Source organism: Mycoplana sp. ABR4_002 (assembly GCF_056159645.1).
On the sequence record NZ_JBSWVO010000001.1, the window covers coordinates 3,663,073 to 3,679,999 of the forward strand.

At 65.2% G+C, this 16,927-nt stretch carries 18 protein-coding genes and 1 tRNA gene; 14 read left to right on the forward strand and 5 right to left on the reverse strand.

From position 1 onward, the window contains the following. Window positions 1–1,028 precede the first annotated feature (1,028 nt). Window positions 1,029–1,325: a hypothetical protein gene (locus tag ACXAGF_RS17360; RefSeq protein WP_475018621.1), complete on the forward strand. Its 297-nt coding sequence runs from the start codon at window positions 1,029–1,031 to the stop codon at window positions 1,323–1,325. After that, window positions 1,285–2,982 carry a recombinase family protein gene (locus ACXAGF_RS17365; RefSeq protein WP_475018622.1) on the forward strand — a complete coding sequence of 566 codons (1,698 nt, stop codon included), beginning with the start codon at window positions 1,285–1,287 and terminating at the stop codon, window positions 2,980–2,982. The genes ACXAGF_RS17360 and ACXAGF_RS17365 overlap by 41 nt, the downstream gene beginning before the upstream one ends. Window positions 2,983–3,040: 58 nt before the next feature. Here ACXAGF_RS17365 and ACXAGF_RS17370 read toward each other — a convergent pair. Continuing rightward, window positions 3,041–3,125 (reverse strand) — tRNA-Leu (locus tag ACXAGF_RS17370). A gap of 159 nt (window positions 3,126–3,284) precedes the next feature. Here ACXAGF_RS17370 and ACXAGF_RS17375 point away from each other — a divergent pair. Both ACXAGF_RS17375 and ACXAGF_RS17380 read left to right on the forward strand, forming a co-directional pair. Then, window positions 3,285–3,872, forward strand: coding sequence for a YqaA family protein (locus ACXAGF_RS17375; protein ID WP_475018623.1), 588 nt, complete (start codon window positions 3,285–3,287; stop codon window positions 3,870–3,872). Window positions 3,873–3,884: 12 nt separating this feature from the next. Next, window positions 3,885–4,400 (forward strand): disulfide bond formation protein B, encoded by a 516-nt coding sequence (locus ACXAGF_RS17380; RefSeq protein ID WP_475018624.1) that lies wholly within the window; start codon window positions 3,885–3,887, stop codon window positions 4,398–4,400. 45 nt (window positions 4,401–4,445) lie between these two features. Here ACXAGF_RS17380 and ACXAGF_RS17385 read toward each other — a convergent pair whose 3' ends face one another. Both ACXAGF_RS17385 and ACXAGF_RS17390 read right to left on the reverse strand, forming a co-directional pair. Beyond that, complete coding sequence (locus ACXAGF_RS17385; protein ID WP_475018625.1) at window positions 4,446–5,003, reverse strand: HNH endonuclease; 558 nt, start codon at window positions 5,001–5,003, stop codon at window positions 4,446–4,448. Between the two features lie 122 nt (window positions 5,004–5,125). After that, window positions 5,126–5,764, reverse strand: a complete 639-nt coding sequence (locus tag ACXAGF_RS17390; protein WP_475018626.1) for a DNA-3-methyladenine glycosylase family protein — start codon at window positions 5,762–5,764, stop codon at window positions 5,126–5,128. Between the two features lie 82 nt (window positions 5,765–5,846). On the opposite strand from ACXAGF_RS17390, the gene gluQRS reads away from it, so the two are divergent. Next, window positions 5,847–6,770, forward strand: coding sequence for a tRNA glutamyl-Q(34) synthetase GluQRS (gene gluQRS, locus ACXAGF_RS17395; protein ID WP_475018627.1), 924 nt, complete (start codon window positions 5,847–5,849; stop codon window positions 6,768–6,770). Here the strand turns inward: gluQRS and ACXAGF_RS17400 are convergent. Continuing rightward, a complete protein-coding gene (locus tag ACXAGF_RS17400; RefSeq protein WP_475018628.1) occupies window positions 6,717–7,658 on the reverse strand; it encodes a YihY/virulence factor BrkB family protein in 942 nt (313 codons plus the stop codon). The two genes, gluQRS and ACXAGF_RS17400, sit on opposite strands and share 54 nt — an antisense overlap. A gap of 89 nt (window positions 7,659–7,747) precedes the next feature. Here ACXAGF_RS17400 and ACXAGF_RS17405 point away from each other — a divergent pair, with 89 nt between their 5' ends. From ACXAGF_RS17405 to ACXAGF_RS17440, 8 genes are all read left to right on the forward strand, one after another. After that, entirely contained in the window at window positions 7,748–8,593 is an 846-nt protein-coding gene (locus ACXAGF_RS17405; RefSeq protein WP_475018629.1) for an SDR family oxidoreductase, read from the forward strand. Between the two features lie 87 nt (window positions 8,594–8,680). Beyond that, window positions 8,681–8,884: a twin transmembrane helix small protein gene (locus tag ACXAGF_RS17410; protein WP_475018630.1), complete on the forward strand. Its 204-nt coding sequence runs from the start codon at window positions 8,681–8,683 to the stop codon at window positions 8,882–8,884. 16 nt (window positions 8,885–8,900) lie between these two features. Beyond that, a complete protein-coding gene (locus ACXAGF_RS17415; protein WP_475018631.1) occupies window positions 8,901–9,479 on the forward strand; it encodes a cob(I)yrinic acid a,c-diamide adenosyltransferase in 579 nt (192 codons plus the stop codon). A 28-nt stretch (window positions 9,480–9,507) separates the two neighbouring features. Further along, on the forward strand, window positions 9,508–10,293 hold the full coding sequence (locus ACXAGF_RS17420) for a rhomboid family intramembrane serine protease (RefSeq protein WP_475018632.1): 786 nt from the start codon (window positions 9,508–9,510) through the stop codon (window positions 10,291–10,293). A 170-nt stretch (window positions 10,294–10,463) separates the two neighbouring features. Further along, on the forward strand, window positions 10,464–11,213 hold the full coding sequence (locus ACXAGF_RS17425) for an electron transfer flavoprotein subunit beta/FixA family protein (RefSeq protein ID WP_475018633.1): 750 nt from the start codon (window positions 10,464–10,466) through the stop codon (window positions 11,211–11,213). A gap of 25 nt (window positions 11,214–11,238) precedes the next feature. Further along, complete coding sequence (locus tag ACXAGF_RS17430; RefSeq protein ID WP_475018634.1) at window positions 11,239–12,168, forward strand: electron transfer flavoprotein subunit alpha/FixB family protein; 930 nt, start codon at window positions 11,239–11,241, stop codon at window positions 12,166–12,168. A gap of 151 nt (window positions 12,169–12,319) precedes the next feature. Continuing rightward, window positions 12,320–13,198 (forward strand): 3-hydroxybutyryl-CoA dehydrogenase, encoded by an 879-nt coding sequence (locus tag ACXAGF_RS17435; RefSeq protein ID WP_475018635.1) that lies wholly within the window; start codon window positions 12,320–12,322, stop codon window positions 13,196–13,198. Window positions 13,199–13,273: 75 nt separating this feature from the next. Continuing rightward, window positions 13,274–14,674 carry a sulfatase-like hydrolase/transferase gene (locus ACXAGF_RS17440; RefSeq protein WP_475018636.1) on the forward strand — a complete coding sequence of 467 codons (1,401 nt, stop codon included), beginning with the start codon at window positions 13,274–13,276 and terminating at the stop codon, window positions 14,672–14,674. 33 nt (window positions 14,675–14,707) lie between these two features. Here ACXAGF_RS17440 and tlpA read toward each other — a convergent pair whose 3' ends face one another. Beyond that, entirely contained in the window at window positions 14,708–15,382 is a 675-nt protein-coding gene (gene tlpA, locus ACXAGF_RS17445; protein WP_475018637.1) for a thiol:disulfide interchange protein TlpA, read from the reverse strand. Between the two features lie 25 nt (window positions 15,383–15,407). Here tlpA and argH point away from each other — a divergent pair, with 25 nt between their 5' ends. Beyond that, a complete protein-coding gene (gene argH, locus ACXAGF_RS17450) occupies window positions 15,408–16,811 on the forward strand; it encodes an argininosuccinate lyase (RefSeq protein WP_475018638.1) in 1,404 nt (467 codons plus the stop codon). Window positions 16,812–16,927: the final 116 nt, after the last annotated feature.

Below are 16,927 nucleotides of genomic sequence, written 5' to 3' on the forward strand. Positions count from 1 at the left end.
CTCTCATCAATCGCATTAGGGAGAGAATCGTATCCATTCCAGGAGCAAGCCTGAGTCCTTGGGGCATTGTCAACAATACGCTCCGAAGAAGTGACTCTTTCCGAACGCCGAGCGCCACCATAAGCTGTATTGTGAGATGAAATGCTCACCCAGTGAGCATCTAATCTTTCAGCGCGAGCTTTAGGAGTCAAAAACAACCACAGGTAACGGAATGCAACTGCGTCGCGCAGTCAGGAATTTAGGGACACATGCACCACTCCGATCACGGAAACGTGATGCGCTCCACTTTCGGCATTTTTCATGTAAATCTAAGGATTCAATTTCGGAAAATTATATCGATTCTCGATATGGAACTAATGAATCACGCTCCCTCTTAAAGAATTTAGTCCTTTGCAATGCATTGATCTCAGGGACTCAGCACCGAATCTTACCATTCCCCCATATATGCTACTTTAATATTTTCCGCGAAATCGCGCATTCGCTTTTTATGCGAATCATACTTGTTTATCTCTTAATAACAGATAAGCTCTTACACCCCACATGGGTGGCGAGAAACCTAAGATAGAGGTTGGCCGTGAAGGACGAGACCGACAACAGACTCCCCTTGGCTGTTTCAGATCACAAGGGCGCCCCGAAGACAGCAGTCGTCTACTGCAGGATTTCTGAAAAATCAGAGACGTCCCTTCGAGCAGACAAACCGCGGCGTGCCAAGATCTTGGCCGGCTACGGGATGGTACGTCACAGACGACTTCATCGATGACATACAATCCGGGATTAGTCCCGGGGTTTGGCGGGGCGATTACTTACATATCGCCAGGGAATAGGCGTCGCCGATTTCCGCGATAGGACGGCTAAACCAACCCCTCAAGTGGGGCAGCTCCGTTCTGCCAATCGTACTTAGCTGGAGTGGCTGACATGGCTGCTATCGACGATGGAGACACATTGCCGAGAGAAGGTTCGTCAGGACCCGCGTCCCGGCATATATAGGCACAGAGTCCGGCTCTGTTCGCCACGGATATCGAAGAAGAATGCAGGGCGTGGTGGTACACAAGCCATTCCACCAAAAGGACATTAGAAGGTCAAAACGATCTGACGTCCGCGAAATCCGCGCCGACCTTTCCAAGGTGCCAATCACTGATGTCGAGGTGAATGCGCTCCTTGTCGCCCTGAAAACGCAATGCATGACCATCCTACGCATGAAGGCAGTAGGGACCGACGCATCAGAAGTCGCCGCGACAACGCCAAGAGGACAGCCGATCGACCTTGAAACCAAGGAGAACAATCGTGCGGAAACGAAACGCCAATCTGATGGGCAAGGTCGATAACCCAAGCCCTACTTTCCCCAGAAACTCCAGCGCTGAGATGCGGCGATGCTCGACCCGAGAGATACGGGCGCGCATCGCTGACGATGACGGCGCGTCGTTCAAACAAGCAGTGTCGCCGACCTGTGCCGTCATCTATTGCCGCGTTTCGGATAAAGATAGCGTGGATAGCAACCTGTCGATGCCCGACCAGGAACAGCGAGGAAAAGCTCGCGCGGACGCAGAAGGCTGGACCGTAGTGCGGGTCTATTATGAGCCGGGAAAGACCGCAAAGACTTCGAAAAGACCAGAGTTTATGAAAATGATCACCGAGGCGCTCAGTCCGGAGCGGACCTTTAGTAAGATTATCGTTCATTCCCAAAGCCGTTTTACGCGAAACGTTCGGGATTACATGGATTTTACATCGAGACTATACGACAATGATGTTGAAGTTGTCAGCCTAACACAGGATTTTCCAAAAGACACCGGCGGATTCATTGCTGTGACGACCACGGCAGCGTTTGACGAATTCCACTCTCAGCGCACATCCACCGATGTCACCAGGACAATGACCTCGCTGGCCCAGCAAGGTTACGCCGTAGGCGGCGTTCAACCACTCGGCTACACCACCCAAGCTGTACCGGATCAACGGCATCGTCGGCTATATGCTATTAATGAAGACGAAAGGCCGTTAGCCCGACGCATTTGGGAGATGGCATTGTATGGTCCGGACAACGGTCGACCCATGGGAATCAAGGCCATCGTCAAGTGGTTGAATGCGCAGGGATACAGGACGCGCGCAGGTTCTCCCTTTTCCAGCAACGCCATTCACAAAATGCTGACAAACCCCATGTACATGGGGATTAAGCTCTACAATCTGAACCCTCAAAAAAGACGCTGGGGTACGACCCCGTCGCTAATCCGGATACCGGTCCCTGCAATAGTGTCGCCCGAAGAGTTCGAGGAAGTTCAGCGTTTGCTGGCATCCAAAGATCCTCGCCAGGGCACCGCCAAGGTCTTTAGCAGCCCCATGCTTTTAGCTGGCATCGCTCATTGCGAGTGCTGCGGGGCCGGCCTAACACTAGCGACAGGCACCAGCCAGACCGGTAAGGTCTACAGATACTATTACTGCAATCGCTCGAAGCGGCAGGGAAGTGTCGGATGTCCAGGCGTTCACATTTCTGAAGAGGTGCTGGACAACGCCGTTGTCGACGCCGTGATTGCAGATGTTCTAACGCCTCACCGACTTCGATCACTGTTGGACATCCTGCAAGAGCGGTGGTGTGCCGAACGACAAGAGCAAAATCTGCGGATTTCGCGAGCGCAAGAAGACCTTCGGAAATCGGAACGCGAATTCCATAACCTCGCACTCGTGGCCGGGCATTCTGATGACCTCGCCCAGGAACCTCTATTGGTCAGTCAGATGAGCAGAGTTCACGAGGCGCTGATCAGGCATCGAAATGTACTCAAGGGCCTTCTCGCCAACCAGGATGATAACGTGGAGATCAGCGACGCAAAAGTCGAGCTTTTATCCGAAATCGTGATCAGGGAACTGCGGGGGGCCCGACCGATCACGAATGAAAAGCTACCTGCGAGCGATCATAAGCCGAATCGAGGTTGGGGACCGGACTATCAAAATCAATGGCCGCATTGCGGACCTTCAAAAGGCCGCGGCTGCTGAATGTGATTTGGCAATTGAGGGAACAGGCGAGAAGCAAGTTCGCAGATATGTGCGCAGATGGTGCCCCATGCCGGAATCGAACCAGCACTCCTTTCGGAACTCGATTTTGAGTCGAGCGCGTCTACCAGTTCCGCCAATGGGGCACGGGACCTGCGACAGCAGTCACCGCGGTTTACACGAAGGCTTTCGCGCCGGTCAACCGGCAATCGCTTCCGCCTTGGCACGATCACAATGCCGTGCAGAGATTTACAAAGACAGGCGGGCTGATAAAAGGCGCCTGATGTAGCAACCGGAATTCCTGCATGCTTCGACGCCTCTATGATTGGACCATGTCACTTGCGGCGCGGAAGTCGGCGGAGGCCTGGCTTGCCATCATCGCCTTCGTCGAGAGTTCGGTCTTCCTGATCCCCGCCGACGTGATGTTCCTGCCGATGGGCCTAGCCCGGCCGGAGCGGCTGTGGCGCTACGCGGCGGTGGCGACGGTCGCCTCGGTCCTGGGCGGCATCGCCGGCTGGTACCTCGGCCACTATGCCTTCGAGGCGATCGCCAGGCCGGTGCTATCGTTCTACGGCAAGCTCGACAGCTTCGAGCACATGCGCAACTCGGTCGGCTACGAGACGCTGCTGCTGCTGCTCGTCACCTCCGGCCTCGCCCACCTGCCGCCGATCAAGGTCGTGACCATCCTGTCCGGCGCCGCCAACATCAATCTCGGCCTGTTCATCGTCTCGGCGATCCTTGCCCGCGGCGCCCGCTTCTTCTTCCTCGCCTGGCTGCTGCGCCGCTACGGCGAGCCGATCCGGGGCTTCATCGAAAAGCAGCTCGGCCTGCTCGCCGGCATCGCCGCCGCGCTGCTGATCGCGATGTACGCCGCCTATCGCTTTGTTTCCTGAAGGACGGCCTCCATGTCGTTTGCGCCACTGCCCCGCCCGTCCGCCCTTCCCTGCGCGCTGCTGCTGACGGCCGGCATGGCCGCCACCGTCGGCGGCGCGCTCGGCTTCGAGCACATCGGCGGCTACATTCCCTGCGCGCTCTGCCTGCTGCAGCGCCTGCCCTATTACTACGGCCTGCCGGTCGCGGCGGCCGCCGTCGTCTCGGCCGGGCTGAGCGGGCCGGCCTGGCTGACGCGCGGGCTGCTCGTGATCGCCGGCCTCATGATGCTGGCCGGGGCCGGCCTGGGGGTCTATCACGCCGGTGCCGAGTGGGGCTTCTGGGAGGGGCCGTCGACCTGCGCGACCTCGGCCCAGGGCGTGACACAGAACGCCGGCGACCTACTCGGCGACCTCGACGCCAAGACGCCGCCCTCGTGCACCGAGGCCTCGTTCCGCCTGCTCGGCCTGTCCTTTGCCGGCTGGAACGTGATCGCCAGCCTGATCCTGGCCGCGGTCGCCTTCAAGGGAGTGCGGGCGCGGGCCGCCTGAGGCCGGTGCGCGCACCGGCCGGCACCGGTGGCGCGTGCGGGCCGGTCAGGGCTGCAGTTCGACGTCCCAGTAGAGGTAGTCCATCCAGCTTTCGTGCAGATAGTTCGGCGGGAACAGCCGGCCGTTGTTGTGCAGGTCCTGCACCGTCGGCTGGTACGGCTTCTGGCTGGGGAACATCCCGGCCTGCTTCGGCAGCTTGCTGCCCTTCCTGAGATTGCAGGGAGAGCAGGCCGCCACCACGTTGCACCAGGTTGTCTCGCCGCCATGGGCGCGCGGCACGACGTGATCGAAGGTCAGGTCATCCGGCGAGCCGCAATACTGGCATTCGAAGCGGTCGCGCAGGAACACGTTGAACCGGGTGAACGCGGGAAAACGGGACGGCTGGACGTAGGTCTTGAGGCAGACGACGCTCGGCAGACGCATCGTGAAGCTCGGCGAGTGGACCGAGTGTTCGTATTCCGCGATGATGTTGACGCGGTCGAGGAAGACGGCCTTGATCGCGTCCTGCCAGGACCAGAGCGACAAGGGGTAGTAGCTCAGCGGCCGGAAGTCGGCGTTCAAGACGAGCGCCGGCAGGGCCTGTGGCGAAACTGAAATCGTCAAGTGATTCTCCTGATCGACTCGGCATCTGCGCCTTTATATTAGGCCCGTTGCTACAGTATTGTGAAGCCGGAAACCAAAGGCCCCGTGGCGGTTTCGCGGTTTGCAACTCCCTCGCGCAAGCCTCACGCAAGCGGCGCGCCCTCGCGGCGCATCTCGCGCGCATAATAGGCCCAGAACAGCCGCGCGGAGACGCCGCGCCAGGGCGACCAGTTCTCGGCGATCTGGTCGAGTTCGGCCGCCGAGGGCCGGACGGAAAGGCCGAGCGCATGGGCGACGGCGTTCTGCAACGCCACGTCGCCGGAGGGGAAGATGTCCGGGTGCCCCGCGCAGAAGAGCAGGTAGACCTCGGCGGTCCAGCGGCCTATGCCCTTGATCGCCGTCAGCGACCGGATCGCCGCGACCGCCTCCATGTGGCAGATCGCGTCGAGATCGACAGTGCCGCGATCGACCGCCTCGGCCACCCGGCGGAGCGTCTCCGCCTTGGCGCGCGACAGGCCCGCCGCGCGGCAGTCCTTGTCGGTCAGCCCGAGCACGTGGTGCGGGGTGATCTCGCCGGCCAGGTGCTCCAGCTTCCGCCAGATGGCATCGGCGCTGGCGCGCGACACCATCTGCGAGACGATGATACCGGCCAGGCCGCGATAGCCGGGGGCGTGGAGACGCAGCGGCACCGGGCCCGCCTTGTCGATGACGGCGAAGAGCCGGGCGTCGAGCAGGGCCAGGTCGACGAGCCCGGCGGCGACATCCGACTGCGATCTGATCATGTGCAACTGCATGGTCGTTCCGTTGCGGCCTCCGGTCGGCAGACCGTTGGCCGCCGCGCCGGTTTCGTGCAAAGAAGACCTAATGGAATCTTCGCCGCCAAGACAAGCCGTCTTTCGTTTTGCCCCGAGCCCGAACGGGCTGCTGCATCTTGGCCACGCCTATTCGGCGATGCTCAACCACCAGCTCGCGATGGCGGCCGACGGCCGCTTCCTGCTCAGGATCGAGGACATCGATACCTTACGTTGCCGGCCGGAATATGAACAGGCGATCCAGCGCGACCTGCATTGGCTCGGGATCGAGTGGGAGCGCCCGGTGCGGCGCCAGTCGGAACATTTCCCGTTCTACCAGCGCGCGCTGGAGGAACTGATCGACCGCGGCCTCGCCTACCCCGCCTTCCGCAGCCGCGGCGAGGTGCGCGCGGAGGTCACAGCCTTCGAGGCCGCCGGTGGACGCTGGCCGCGCGATCCCGACGGCGCGCCGTGCTACCCGGCGCAGGAACGGCGCCTCGACCGTGCGCTGGCCGCCGGCCGGATCGCGCAGGGCCGCCAGCATGCCTGGCGGCTCGACATGGACGCCGCCATTGCCGCGGCGAGGGCCAAGCTGGCCGGCCGCCCGCTCGACTGGCAGGAGGCCGGCACGGGGCCGGACGGCGAGACGGGGCCGGTGGCGGCCCGTCCGGAGCGCTGGGGCGACGTCATCCTGTCCCGGCCGGACGCACCCTCGAGCTATCACCTGTCGGTGACGCTGGACGACGCGGCGCAAGGCGTCACCGATGTCGTGCGCGGCCGGGACCTGTTCCACGCCACCTCGGTGCACCGGCTGCTGCAGGTGCTGCTCGACCTGCCCGAGCCGCGCTACCGCCATCACGGCCTCGTGCGCGACGCCGGCGGGCGCAAGCTGTCGAAGAGCGACGGGGACACGGGAATCGCCGCCTACCGGGACAAGGGGCTGTCACCGGCGGACCTCCGGCTGCTGTTCGCGCGCGATGGCCTCGTCCTCGATTGAAACGGGCACCTCCGGCAGGGGCTTGCGGTTGCGCAGGCGGTCGAGGATCAGCCGCTTCACCCGGTATTTCATCAGCGCCGCGTTGATCTCCGCGCCGAGGATGAAGATCGCGCCGATGATGTAGAGGAAGACCAGCGCGATCATGATCGAGGCCAGCCCCGCATAGGTCTTCACATAGGTGGAGAACGCCGCGAGGTAGCTGGCGAAGAGATAGGCGCCGATGCTCCAGGCGGCGAGCGTCAGCACGATCCCCGGCAGCACGTCGGTGACCCGCCTTTGCCCGGCCGGCAGCCACAGATGGGCGAGCAGAAGGCCGATGAAGAGCACGATCAGCGTGCCGAACAGCCCCCAGCCGAGCACCAGCGAATAGACGTAGCCGAGCCACGGGATCCATTGGTCGGTGGCCCGCACCGCCAGCGGCGCGGCGACCAGCACGATGCTGATGGCGGTCAGCGCGACCACGCCGAGGATGACGAAGCCGAGACTGGCCAGCCGGGTCACGTACCACCAGCGCGTCTCCGCCACCCGGTAGGCGCGGTTGAGCGACACGCGCAGCGCCTCCACCCCGTTCGAGGCGAAATAGGCGGCGGCCAGCACCGAGACGGTGGCCAGGCCGCCGCGCGGGATCGTCAGCACCGCCACCACCTCGCGCGAGATCGGGTTGGCGACCGATTCCGGCCAGGTGTCGAAGATCAGGTGGACGGCGGTGTCGGCGAACTGCTCCGCGCCGAGGAACGAGCCGAGCGCCGTGCCGAAGATCAGGAAGGGGAAGAGCGCCAGCAGGGTGGAAAGCGCCACGTGGCTGGCCATCGCCCAGCCGTCGTCCTCGGTGAAGTGCCAGACCGCGTCGAACACGACCTTGTATAGGATGCGTAGACCGGTCGCCATTTCCTCCCTGTCCCGTTTCTGGCCCGCTCGGGCGATTGTCAGCGCCCGGTGAATATGGGAAACGAAACGGAATTTGTACAGGAAACCGCATGACCGCTCCCTTTTCTGCCGGCAGGACCATCATCGTCACCGGATGCTCGTCCGGCATCGGCGCCCACTGCGCGCGGGCACTGAAGGCGGATGGCTGGCGGGTGTTCGCCACGGTGCGGCAGGAAAGGGACCTGGCGCCGCTCCAGACCGACGGGATCGAGGCGCTGCTGATGGACTACACCCGCCCGGAGACGATCGCCGCGCTGGCCGACACAGTGCTGGCGCGCAGCGGCGGCCGGATCGACGCCTTGTTCAACAACGGCGCCTACGGCCAGGCGGGTGCGGTCGAGGACCTGCCGGTGGAGGCGCTGCGGCTGCAGTTCGAGACCAACGTGTTCGGCTGGCACGACCTGACGCGGCGGGTCATCCCCGCCATGCGCCAACAGGGCCACGGCCGCATCGTGCAATGCTCCTCGATCCTCGGCCTCGTCCCCTACCGCTGGCGCGGCGCCTACAACGCCTCCAAGTTCGCGCTCGAGGGCCTGTCGCTGACGCTGCGGATGGAACTGGCCGGCTCTGGCATCCATGTCAGCCTGATCGAGCCGGGCCCGATCGAATCGCGCTTCACCGCCAACGCGATCCCGCACATCGAGCGGCACATCGACCTCGAGCATTCGGTGCATGCGCAGGAGTACCAGCGGCAGCTGCGGCGGCTGCGCGGCGACAGCAAGCCGGCAGCGGGAAAGCTCGGCCCCGAAGCGGTCTACAAGGTGCTGAAGCACGCCCTCAACGCCCGCGCGCCACGGCCCCACTACATCGTGACGTCGCCGGCGAAGAAGGGCGCGCTGCTGAAGAAGCTGCTGCCAGCGGGCGTGTTCTACCGCATCATCGGTCGGCTCGGCTAACCGCCAAACCTTTCCGCCACCCGCGCCGGCCCGTTGGTGTAAACTTGGGGCCGCCTCGGCATGAACCAGCAACTCGGGGGTCCCCACATGTCCACCATCCTCACCTACATCACCCTGTTCGTGATGGGCCTCGTCGCGATCGTGCTCATCCGTGGCCTGTTCAACATGGTCAAGGGCGGCAGCGGCAGCAAATCAAACCAGTTGATGCGGCTGCGCATCGCCTTGCAGGCGATCGCGATCGTCCTCATCATGCTGACGCTCTGGTTCGCCGGCGGCGGGCGCCCCGCATGACGAGGACGCGATAGCGATGGTCAGGCTCAACAAGATCTACACCCGCACCGGCGACGACGGCACCACGGGCCTCGTGTCCGGTCCGCGCCGCAGGAAGGACGACGCCCGCGTCGCCGCCTACGGCGACATCGACGAGACCAATTCGCTGATCGGGCTGGCGCGCCAGCACACCCGCGCCCTGCCCGAACTCGACCAGATGCTGATGCGGATCCAGAACGACCTGTTCGATCTCGGCGCCGACCTCGCCACGCCCGACACCGGCGAGACGCCGCAATACGAACCGCTGCGCATCGTCCAGGCCCAGGTCGACCGGCTCGAGAGCGAGATCGACCGCCTCAATGCCGACCTTCAGCCGCTGCGTTCCTTCGTGCTGCCGGGCGGCGGCGCGGCGGCGGCGGCGCTGCACGTCGCGCGCGCCGTCGCGCGGCGCGCCGAGCGGCGAGTGGTCGCGCTCGGCGCGGGCGACGGCGAGACCGTGTCGCCCCCGGCCGCCGCCTATGTCAACCGGCTATCGGACTTCCTGTTCGTCGCGGCCCGCTGGGCCAACGACAAGGGGGCATCCGACGTGCTCTGGGTGCCGGGACAGAACAGGTAGAGGCCAGCGCGACCGGGAAAGGGCGTTCATGTTCATACCGCTGCACGATTCGAACTCCCTGAAGTACATCAAGGCCCAGTACGTCACGATCGGCCTGATCATCGTCAATGTCGCCGTCTGGCTCGTGACCGGCGTGGCGGCGAGCCAGATCTTTGCCGACGAGACGGTCGTCTCCCTCGGCTACATCCCGGCGGTCATCTTCGGCCATGCCGCGCTCGAGCCAAGCCTCGTGCTGGTGCCGGAGAACGCGACCTACGTCACCTATGCCTTCATCCATACCGACCTGCTGCACCTGGCGACGAACATGCTGTTCCTGTGGGTGTTCGGCGACAACGTCGAGGATGCGCTCGGCCATTTCCGCTTCCTCGTGTTCTATCTCGCCTGTGCCGCCGCCGGCGCCTTCGCCCACGGCCTGGTCCAGCCCGCCTCGCCGGCGCCGCTGATCGGGGCGTCGGGCGCCGTCAGCGGCGTGGTCGCGGCCTACCTCCTGCTGCACCCGAAGGTCCGGGTGTGGGTGCTGGTGTTCATGCGCTTTCCGCTGCCGCTGCCGGCAGTCGTTCCGCTGCTGCTGTGGATCGCGCAGCAGTTCTACATGCTCTACGTCGAGCAGGACGGCGGGGTGTCCTGGGGCGCCCATGTCGGCGGGATCCTCGCCGGCGCCGCGCTGGTGGTGCCCCTGAAGCGCCGCGGCGTGCCGCTCTTCGACCGCACCATCGTCACCCCGATCGCGGTGCGACATAAGGAAGCACTGCCAACCGCCGAGGCGGGCGTGGCCCCGGCATCGAGCCGCCCCCCGATCCACTGGGGCCGATGACGCGGCTGTTTACGCCCACCGAACCGACGGATATAGCCATGGCTGTTTCCGGCCGGGAGGCGCGCCGGAACATTGAATTTGGGGGAAAAACGCGTATCGATGTCGCCCAGCGACAATCGGACCGCCTTGGAGAGGTGCATTTTCCCACGCGGGCATTGGAAGGAGAAACCATGAAGATCTTGGTCCCCGTGAAGCGGGTCGTCGACTACAACGTGAAGATCCGGGTGAAGCCGGACGGCACCGGCGTCGAGCTTGCGAATGTGAAGATGTCGATGAACCCGTTCGACGAGATTTCCGTCGAAGAGGCGCTGCGGCTGAAGGAAGCCGGCAAGGCCGAGGAAGTGGTGGTCGTCTCGATCGGTCCGGCCAAGGCCGAAGAGACGCTGCGCACCGCACTCGCCATGGGCGCCGACCGGGCGATCCTGGTCGAGACCGACGACGCGGTCGAGCCGCTCGCGGTAGCGAAGATCCTTAAAGGTGTCGCCGAGGCCGAACAGCCCGGCCTGATCATCGTCGGCAAGCAGGCGATCGACGACGACAGCAACCAGACCGGCCAGATGCTGTCGGCCCTGCTCGGCTGGGCCCAGGGCACGTTTGCCTCGAAGGTCGAGATCGGCGACGGCACGGCCAAGGTCACCCGCGAGGTCGACGGCGGCCTGCAGACGATCGAGGTGAAGCTGCCGGCGGTGGTGACCACCGACCTGCGCCTGAACGAGCCGCGCTACGCCTCGCTGCCGAACATCATGAAGGCGAAGAAGAAGCCGCTCGACAAGAAGACCCCGTCCGACTTCAACGTCTCCACCGCCGCCCGCCTGAAGGTGCTCAAGACCGAGGAACCCGGCGGCCGCAAGGCCGGCGTCAAGGTCAAGACGGTGGCCGAGCTGGTCGAGAAGCTCAAGACCGAAGCCGGCGTGCTCTGAGGGATAGGAAAGGGAGATACTGACCATGGCCATTCTTCTTCTGGCTGACCACGACAACAACCACCTTTCCGACCAGACCGCCAAGGCGCTGACGGCGGCAACGAAGATCGGCGGCGACGTCCACGTGCTGGTCGCCGGCTCCGGCGCCAAGGCCGCGGCCGAGCAGGCCGCGAAGCTGTCGGGCGTGTCGAAGGTGCTCGTCGCCGACGACGCCGGGCTGGCGAACAACCTCGCCGAGCCGCTGGCCGCCACCATCGTCGAGCTCGCCGGCGGCTACGACGCGATCGTCGCCGCCGCGACCTCGGTCGGCAAGAACGTCATGCCGCGCGTCGCCGCCCTGCTCGACGTCGCCCAGGTCTCGGAAATCATCGAGGTGGTTTCCCCGGACACCTTCAAGCGGCCGATCTATGCCGGCAACGCCATCCAGACGGTGCAAGCAACCGACGCCAAGAAGGTCATCACCGTGCGCACCGCCTCGTTTGCCGCCGCGCCCGAAGGCGGCTCGGCCCCGGTCGAGACGGTGTCCGCCGGCGCCAACCCGGGCGTGTCGACCTTCGTCGCCGACGCGCTGTCGTCCTCGGACCGCCCGGAGCTGACCTCGGCCAAGATCATCATCTCGGGCGGCCGCGCGCTCGGCTCGGCGGAGAAGTTCAAGGAAGTGATCCTGCCGGTGGCCGACAAGCTCGGCGCCGCCGTCGGCGCCTCGCGCGCCGCCGTCGACGCCGGCTACGCGCCGAACGACTGGCAGGTAGGCCAGACCGGCAAGGTCGTCGCCCCGCAGCTCTACATCGCCTGCGGCATTTCCGGTGCGATCCAGCACCTCGCCGGCATGAAGGATAGCAAGGTGATCGTCGCCATCAACAAGGACGAGGAAGCGCCGATCTTCCAGGTCGCCGACTACGGTCTCGTTGCCGATCTGTTCGAGGTGCTTCCGGAGTTCGAGAAGGCGCTCTGAGCGCGCTCGGGCGCAGTTGCCGGCGACGATAAAGCACTGGAAAATTGCGCCGCGCGCCTTTATCACTGCACCGGGCTGACCTGTTCAGCCCGGTTTTTGACTTTCGGTCGATCCTGGCCGAGGGTTGGGGCTTTCAGTCGGTGGGCGATCAATGAGCACGATCAGGAACGTCGGAATCATCGGGGCAGGGCAGATGGGCTGCGGCATCGCACATGTCAGCGCCGCCGCCGGCTACAAGGTCCAGCTCTACGATCTGGAGCTGGAGCGGATCGAGGCCGGGCTGGCCACGATCCACGGCAACCTCGCCCGCCAGGTCGCCTCCGGCAAGATGACCGACGAGGAGCGCAAGGCCGCGCTGTCGCGGATCAAGGGTTCCGCCGACATCAACGACCTCTCCCAGGCCGATCTCGTGATCGAGGCGGCGACCGAGGACGAGACCGTCAAGCGCAAGATCTACGGCCAGGTCTGCCCGGTGCTGAAGCCCGAGGCGATCCTTGCCACCAACACCTCCTCGCTGTCGATCACCCGGCTCGCCTCCGCCACCGACCGGGCCGAACACTTCATGGGCATCCACTTCATGAACCCGGTGCCGGTGATGAAGCTGGTGGAGCTGGTGCGCGGCATCGCCACCGACGAGAACACCTTCAGCACCGCCAAGGCGTTCGTCGGCACGCTCGACAAGACCGTCACCGTCGCGGAGGACTTTCCCGCCTTCATCGTCAACCGCATCCTGCTGCCGATGATCAACGAGGCGATCTACACGCTCTACGAAGGGGTCGGCACCGTCGATGCCATCGACACGGCGATGCGGCTCGGCGCCAACCACCCGATGGGCCCGCTGCAGCTGGCCGACTTCATCGGCCTCGACACCTGCCTGTCGATCATGCAGGTGCTCTACGAGGGGCTGGCGGATTCGAAGTACCGCCCCTGCCCGCTGCTGGTGAAGTATGTCGAGGCCGGCTGGCTTGGCCGCAAGTCCGGCCGCGGCTTTTACGACTACCGCGGCGACGTGCCCGTCCCGACGCGCTAATTCCCCGCCGTCTTAAGCTCTTCTGAAAGTTTCGCCGCTATCACACGGGTGGCGGAAGAATCCTGGGGCTGAACAATGAGCGCGTTCTCCGTAGAACAGAACGGACCGTCGAAGGTGTCGCGTGTCGTTGACCGGCGCTCGCTCCTGCTGTTGCTGATCGTCGGGCTGGTGCCGAACGGGCTTTTCCTGCTGGCGATGCCGTTCTACATCGCCGAGCGGCTGGTTTCGCCCTTGCTGTACCTGTGCGCGGCCGCCGCGGCGCTGGTCCTGCCGCCGGCCTGCGCCTACCTGCTCTTCGTGCTCGTCGCGGCGATCGACCTCGGCCTGATCGTGATGATCGCCTTCCACCTGCCGCTCGACGTGGCGCTCGACTCGGTCCGGCACCTGGCGACGATCGATGTCGGCGCCTCGACCCTGTACCTCGCCGTCACGACGCTCACCTTCGGCACGGCCATGCTCGCCGCCTGGCTGCTGAACCGCCATCGCGCCGCGATCCGTCACGCCTCGCCGGTGCCGGTCGCGGTGTTTGCGTTCGCCCTGGCCGCGGCCGACTTCAGCTTCAACCTGCCCTATGTCAGCAAGGCGACGCCCCGGTTCGACAGCGCGATGACGCAGGCCGGCCTGGAGGCGGACGCGATCGCGGCGCGGGGCAACAACCTCCTCGTGGTGCTGGTGGAGGGGCTTGGCGCCTTCGCCGACGCGCGCGAGCGGGCGCTGCTCTCGGCCAAGCTCGAACGGGTCGCGGCGGCCGGATCATACACGCTGGAGCATGGCACCGCGCGCTATTCCGGGTCCACGACCTCGGCCGAATCGCGCGAGCTGTGCGGCCGCTGGGGCGATCACCTGACCTATCTCGACGAGCAGGGCCCGTTCGACTGCCTGCCGCGACGCCTTGCCGACCGCGGATATGCGACGGCGGCCTACCACGGCTACAAGCCGGAGATGTTCAGTCGCGACCGCTGGTATCCGAAGATCGGCTTCACCGAGATGCATTTTGCCACCGACCTGATCCGGGACAACCCCGCGCAGGTCGCGGGTCGCTGCGGCAGCGTCTTCCAGGGTCTGTGCGACAGCGAGGTCGGCGAGGCCGTGCGCGCGCGGCTGCTGGCGCCCGGCGGACAGCCGAAGATGGTCTACTGGCTGACGCTCAACTCGCACATCCCCTTCGTCGCCAAGAAGGACGGGCCGCTCGGTTGCGAGACGGCGGCGGCCGGGATCGCCAACCGGACGACCTGCCAGCTGACCGAATTGTGGGGCGAGGTGTTCGACACCGCCGCGGCCATCGCCGCCGACCCGCGGCTGGCGCCGACCGACATCCTGCTGGTCGGGGACCACCACACCCCGCTCTGGGAACGCGACGCGAAGAACCGCTTCATTCTCGGTGCGGTCGACTGGTATCTTCTGCGCAGCACCCGGACGGCCCACGGACGCGAGGTCGCAGGCCCTCCCCAGCCCAGTCCGCGCGACCCAAGATAGCTCGGCCGCAAGCCGTCCCCGACCGCGCCCCGGTCAGGATGCCGGCGCGGTGGCGGCCCGGATCAGTTCCTTCGCATCCTCGCTGTCCCAGACGGCGGGACCGTTCATCGAGGCGAGGAGGCAGCCCTTGTCGTCGATCAGCAGCGTCGCCGGCAGGCCGAAGGCAAGACCTTCCTTCTTCAGCGCGTTGAACACGCCCATCGTGCCGTCGCGATAGTAGGCAAGGTCGTGTACGCCGGTCTCCTCGAGGAAGGCCTTCGGCTTCTCGTCGGTGCCGGTGTCGATATTGACCGCCACGACCTCGAAGCGGTCGCCGCCGAGTTCCTTCTGCAGGGCGTTCAGCGCCGGCATTTCCTCGCGGCAGGGCACGCACCAAGTCGCCCAGAGATTGACCAGCAGCGTCTTGCCGGCAAAATCGGCGACCGTCCGCGGCGTGCCGTCGGGGCCGGCAAAGGCGAGCTGCGGCAGCGGGCGCGGCGCCTCGGTCGCCATCATCGCCGCGACCTGGCCGGTGAAGTGCGGCCGCAGCGCCTCCGCCAGCGCCCCCGTCGCCGCGCACTGGCCGGTGGCGGCAGCTCCGGAGCCGCCGCCATTGCCAGACCGGCTCTCCATCACGTATACCGCTGCCGCACCGGCAAGGACGCCGGCCAGCGCGGCCAGCGCGATCAGTTTCACGGCCGGGCGGCCCGGCTTCTTCCCGTCTGTCATTTCATTCTCCAGGATAGGCAATCCCATGGTTGACGCAAAATCTGAGACCCAGTCCTCGAACCAGATGTGGGGCGGTCGCTTCGCCTCCGGCCCGGATGCGATCATGGAGGAGATAAATGCCTCGATCGGCTTCGACAAGAAGCTCTACGCCCAGGACATCCGCGGCTCAATCGCGCATGCGACGATGCTGGCCCATAAAAACATCATCTCGGCCGACGACAAGGACCAGATCGTCGCAGGCCTGGAGACGATCCTCAAGGAGATCGAAAGCGGCAGCTTCGCGTTCTCGCGCAAGCTTGAGGACATCCACATGAACATCGAGGCGCGGCTGGCGGCGCTGATCGGCCCGGCCGCCGGCCGGCTGCACACGGCGCGCTCGCGCAACGATCAGGTCGCGCTCGATTTCCGCCTCTGGGTGAAGGCGGAACTGCAGAAGGCCGAGGGCCTGCTGACGGCGCTGATCGCCGCCTTCCTCGACCGCGCCGAAGAGCACGCCGGCACCGTCATGCCCGGCTTCACCCACCTGCAGACCGCCCAGCCGGTGACCTTCGGCCACCATTGCATGGCCTATGTCGAGATGTTCGGCCGGGACCGCGCCCGGGTGCGCCACGCGATCGAGCACCTGGACGAAAGCCCGATCGGGGCGGCGGCGCTGGCCGGCACCGGCTTTCCCATCGACCGCCACATGACGGCCAGCGCGCTCGGCTTCCGCGAGCCGACCCGCAACTCGATCGACACCGTCTCCGACCGCGACTTCGCGCTCGAGTTCCTGTCGGTCGCGGCGATCACCGCGACGCACCTGTCGCGGCTGGCCGAGGAGATCGTAATCTGGTCGACGCCGCAGTTCGGCTTCATCCGGCTGTCGGACGCGTTTTCGACCGGCTCGTCGATCATGCCGCAGAAGAAGAACCCGGACGCCGCCGAGCTGGTGCGCGCCAAGACCGGCCGCATCAACGGCTCGCTGGTGGCATTGCTGACCGTGATGAAGGGCCTGCCGCTCGCCTATTCCAAGGACATGCAGGAGGACAAGGAGCAGGTCTTCGACGCGGCCGAGAGCCTTGAGCTCGCGCTGGCCGCGATGACCGGCATGGTGCGCGACATGACGGTGCGGGCCGACCGCATGAAGGCCGCGGCCGGCTCAGGCTACTCGACCGCGACCGACCTCGCCGACTGGCTGGTGCGCGAGGCCGGCCTGCCGTTCCGCGACGCCCACCACGTCACCGGCCGCGCCGTCGCCCTCGCCGAGCAGAGGGGCTGCGAGCTGGCCGAGCTGCCGCTGGCCGAGCTGCAGGCGATCAACGCGGCAATCACCGCAAAGGTGTTTGACGTGCTGACGGTCGAGGCGTCGGTCGCGAGCCGCACGTCCTTCGGCGGCACCGCGCCTGCGAACGTGCGCCAGCAGGTCGCCTGGTGGCGGGAGCGCAACTGACCGCCGACCGATCAATCGCGCGATTTGATCCATCAGCAGAATCGGGGTGCACAAGCGCCTGCCGATTCTGCTAAGTGTTTCAGGACCAACCAAGACCGTTTCCGGAGCCGCGAACG